The sequence below is a fragment of the Bradyrhizobium sp. LeoB3 genome (genome assembly GCF_055456055.1).
In genome coordinates, this window is sequence record NZ_JBVBEF010000221.1 from 1 (window position 1) to 4,189 (window position 4,189).

General features: G+C 57.6%; 5 protein-coding genes. 2 read left to right on the forward strand and 3 right to left on the reverse strand.

Annotation, left to right across the window (positions count from 1 at the left end; translation table 11 throughout):
* On the forward strand, nt 1–193 hold a 193-nt coding region (locus ACZXDY_RS44950; protein WP_464349900.1), incomplete at its 5' end, for a hypothetical protein.
* 471 nt (nt 194–664) lie between these two features.
* Here the strand turns inward: ACZXDY_RS44950 and ACZXDY_RS44955 are convergent.
* The 3 genes from ACZXDY_RS44955 to ACZXDY_RS44965 all read right to left on the reverse strand — a co-directional run bounded on the left by ACZXDY_RS44955 (nt 665) and on the right by ACZXDY_RS44965 (nt 2,729).
* Nucleotides 665–943, reverse strand: a complete 279-nt coding sequence (locus tag ACZXDY_RS44955; RefSeq protein WP_028166624.1) for a hypothetical protein — start codon at nt 941–943, stop codon at nt 665–667.
* Nucleotides 944–1,439: 496 nt separating this feature from the next.
* Complete coding sequence (locus tag ACZXDY_RS44960) at nt 1,440–1,682, reverse strand: hypothetical protein (protein WP_028166625.1); 243 nt, start codon at nt 1,680–1,682, stop codon at nt 1,440–1,442.
* 426 nt (nt 1,683–2,108) lie between these two features.
* Nucleotides 2,109–2,729 (reverse strand): Crp/Fnr family transcriptional regulator, encoded by a 621-nt coding sequence (locus ACZXDY_RS44965; protein ID WP_464349901.1) that lies wholly within the window; start codon nt 2,727–2,729, stop codon nt 2,109–2,111.
* Nucleotides 2,730–3,266: 537 nt separating this feature from the next.
* On the opposite strand from ACZXDY_RS44965, the gene ACZXDY_RS44970 reads away from it, so the two are divergent.
* On the forward strand, nt 3,267–3,662 hold the full coding sequence (locus tag ACZXDY_RS44970) for a response regulator (RefSeq protein WP_464349902.1): 396 nt from the start codon (nt 3,267–3,269) through the stop codon (nt 3,660–3,662).
* The last annotated feature ends 527 nt before the right edge of the window (nt 3,663–4,189 follow it).

Genomic DNA, 4,189 nt, shown 5'->3' on the forward strand with positions numbered 1-4,189 from the left:
TCGATCCCTTCAAAGAGATCGTGAAACTCGCCTATCTCGTGTGCCGCGAGAAGGTGGGAGCGGAACGACGCTTACCATCTATCTGGGCCGCCTTTCGCAAAAGCTCGTCGCGACGAATGCTAAAGGGCATGCCTTCAGCCTGTTTGCGAAGGTTGATCGCCTCTTGCGTCAGGCGGAACTCGAATGTGGATGATGACAGCTCGAAACGTCGCCGAAGCGGCATAACGGCGCTCCCTGTTCGATTGGGCGGGAGCGCAACCGGCGTTCTCATCACCGATAGAAGCCATGGGCCGGGCGGTGATGTCAGCGACCAGACACCCTTTTCATCCGGGAGTCGACACAATTCGCATCAGGCGCTTCGAATGGTCACATCGGTCATCGCAGCAAGTAAAATAGCGCGCTATTCCCCTCGATCTGTGCAGTTTCGCGCGATGTCTCATAACCAGACATTATGGGCACGTCGCTTTCGCAAACCTGCCACTCCCATTTCGTTGGAAGCAGGGCGATTAGTTTCACTTCCAGCAGGCGCGTCCTAAGTGATTTTGCCATCCACTGTATATGCGCTCCTGACCGTCAACATTCCAGTGATGAACAGCAGCCTACTGGTTGCCGGGTCCCGTCGGGGCCGCTCCTCCTCCTTCCGCCATTTCGACCCCCGAGCCTATCAGGCGGGCCGCGCGCTGATGCTTGCGAGCTCCCGGCGCTCGTCATCGGACAACTGCCAACCCTTGCACTGACTGCAAAGCTGCCTAAAAACGTCATACAGCTTGCTTCGCGCAACTTCGACGAGTTCGGTATCGTCAAATTCGCGGGAGTTCAGCAAGACTGGCAGTGAAAAACTGGTCTGATCGCTCTCGAACTGAAACGCTAAGCGAAGGTCCTCACCCCGTTCGTTAGGCGAAATTATCTCAATGCGCGCGATCTTGATCTTGAACTCATCCATCGCGTCACCTCGCTGGAAAGGTTGCTCTTTCATTGCTGGTAGAGGCGATCTTACTGCTTGGGATGCAGGGTTTGCTTCTCAGTTTCCAGCTTTGCCACCAACTGCAGGGTAGCATCGTGCACCTGTTGATCCCAAATTTGCTCTCTGATCCAGCGGTAACGGGCGATCCTCTCGTCGATCTCGTCGCATCTGGCACACATGGGGCGCTCCGCTGGGTGCGGCGGGAGCGCGGTGTCTCTCAGGCGCCGATGCCATCGTTCCGTCGGCGATGCACAAACAGTAAGGGGCCGGGCTTAAAGTTCAATTGTGCACACACGAAATCAGGACGCTCCGACATTCAAATACGGATAGCGGCCTTTGCCAATAGAAACGGCCCAGAACCGTCGGGGCCGCCATCCTTGGAGGTTTACCTGGGCCAAGCTGAGGCGGCGTGGGGCCAGGGGCACAAGTTGACGATGCCGGAAGGTCTTCGTTCCTAACGGTGCCGATCAAAGGCCTACTTCTGGCGATCCGACTCGGATTTGTTCGCTGCCTTTAATCGGCCTCGGATATATTCAGCCACGTCACCGACCTCGTCGCGCATGGCATTTTCCGTGATCCCCTCGCTCTTGGCCATTTCGATGCAGCGCCGCGTTAACTCGGCCACGTCTTGCGAGGCGCCTGGATCGCCGAATTGCTCGGCGGCGTGAACGCTATTCTGCATCCAAAAATCGATAAACTCTCGCACCTTCACACTCATGCTTTTGACCTCATCCAGGCCTGTCGGCCTGCCTCCGAGCTTCTGCCGCGCGCTCCTCTGAGGCCCTCACAGAGGTCCCGTAGATGGTCTCTCGGGAACTTAGTGCCCAATGCCTCAGCATCGCGCCAGGGCGGCTCCAAGGCAAGCGCTAGGCCTTGGCGATTGACCCGGAAAGGGGGATGACACCCCAGCGGGGCGAGCACTGCGGCGGCGGCTTAATTCAGTTTTCGGCGGATCTTCTTCATGATCTTCCGCAGATCGGCCACGTATTCCTCGCTCGGTGCGCGCGGGCTTCGACGGCGGCTCGTCTATATCCGGAGATGGTCCCAACTCGTGTGTGCACTTGTGCCTGGGCAGCTCGGTCGTGCCCCCGGCCGGGCTGCTTTATCAAGGGCGGGATGCGGCTGGGTTCAATCGGCAGCTGGGTCAATTTGTTAGAGTCGCCTCATGCTCGACGAGCGTCTGATAGCATTCGCACGACAGTCGCTCCAACGCGCCGCGGTCCAATATTTTAATGACGCCTCGCGAGTAGGTGATAATGCCTTGATCCTGTATCTTGCCGGCCACCTCTGTCACAGATGTCCTTCGCACTCCCAGCATATCGGCAAGCAGTTCTTGCGTCAGCGTAATGGGATCGCCCGCTGCGCCATCGGCCGACTGCAATAGCCAACGACAAAAACGTTGGTCGATTGGATGCAGTGCATTGCAGGCTGCCGTAATGCGAGCTTGGGTTAAGAGGACTTCATTATAGCGTATGCAGAGGTCTCGTATCGCTTGACTTGAGGTAACTGACCTCCTGAAAGCGGCTGACGATATCCCGCTGGCCGTCATTGGCAATTGAACGTTCACCCGGACGAGCGATTTGTAGAGACCTAATCCCGCCATCGCGCCAATTACGCCTTCGCGGCCGACAGTCGCGGTTTCGATGGCCTTGCCGTCACGCATTACTGCGAGCAACGAAAACATGCCGTGGTGAGGGAAATAGATCTGTTCGACCTCGGTGCCTGCTTCGTAGACAGAAGTGCCTTGCGGCAACACCACGGTCATTAGATGGACCGCGAGCGCGCTAAACTCGCTGCCTGGCAGTGACGCGAGCAGCCTGTTGTCGAGCGGCGTGGGCGAAGGTGCGTGCAAATGCGGTGTCCGTGGTCGGTCGGGCGATATACCGCAGGGTGATGGGTGCGAGCTCCGAGGGGACGCTCCGCGCGGGATCAGGGTTATATTAAGAGTCCCGGCAGTCCGTGTCGGTCCGGTTTCCGTCCTAAGCCGAGCTGCTGCCGATTAGCGCTGAGGTGCCTAGCTATAAGGCTATCCGAGCTTTCTCGTCGGAAAGCTGGGTCGTCAGAGCCTTGTCTGTCGGAATTCCGACAATGACATTGACGCAGATGCAGGTTCGTTTCTGCCGTAGCTCTGGTACTTCTTCTTACACAGTGGGCGCTTCTCGGAACGAATAGTCAACAAGCGAATTGGCCTCTCTGCACCGCCTATGTCCGTTTTCCGACAATAGGAACAGGGTGAAGCGCACCCGCAGTGGGACTCGGGCTTCAAAGCGCCATCTGCGATTATTCAAGGTTGGTAGCGCCGATGCAGCACTTAGCTGGCGGTCGCCCGGTTGTGCTCGTCGTCGAGGACGAGACGCTTCTGCGATGGCATGCCGTAGCAATGATCGAGCACGCCGGTTTCGACGTGATCGAGGCTGGAAACGCGGCCGAGGCTATTTCCGTGCTGGAAGCCCGGACAGACATTCGTGTGATTTTCACCGACATCCAGATGCCGGGTTCAATTGACGGGCTGCGGTTAGCCCACCTGGTGCGAGACCGCTGGCCGCCGATCAAGATCATTGCAACCTCGGGCCAACTAAGGCTTCGCGACTACGAGCTGCCGGAGGGCGGCCGGTTTTTGCCCAAGCCCTATTCCGTCGGGGAGATCACCGGCACATTGCGGGAGCTATTGGGCGGAGGGGCAAGCGAGGGCGTATAGCGCTCATGGTCACAATCAAAGCCAAGATTCGCTCGGTGACCGTCGGCGCCTACACCCAACCCGTTACCGGACATTGTTGTGCGGTTTTACTCCGGCGACCGGAGACCGGGTGACGTCAGCCAATCATTTATGTGGGATGCGGTCTCCAACTGTCTGATCTTTTTAAGCGCGGCATCCCTGTCGGGACCATTCACAAGATCGGTAATCTTTTCCTGCAGCCTAGCCTTCTCGGCTGCGATCTGATCTTCAAATGAGTGCGGTAAGGATCGGCGACGCCGCATGACACAACCTCCGACTTACGGGTCCTAAACCGTAGTGTTCGACGGACTTTGCCAAGAGAAAAAACGCTGTGGTCCAAGTCTCAGTTCCAGGTTTATTGCCGAAGAGTGATCTGTCAGTCCGATTTCCAACGCTCCACTCAAATTGGCCGCTGCGGATACAGCTCGAATCTCCGCTAGACTGTATGTCCCCTCCACAAAATGAGGCGACTCACCCTCAATGTTGCGACGAGGGTTGCCTGGATGGAC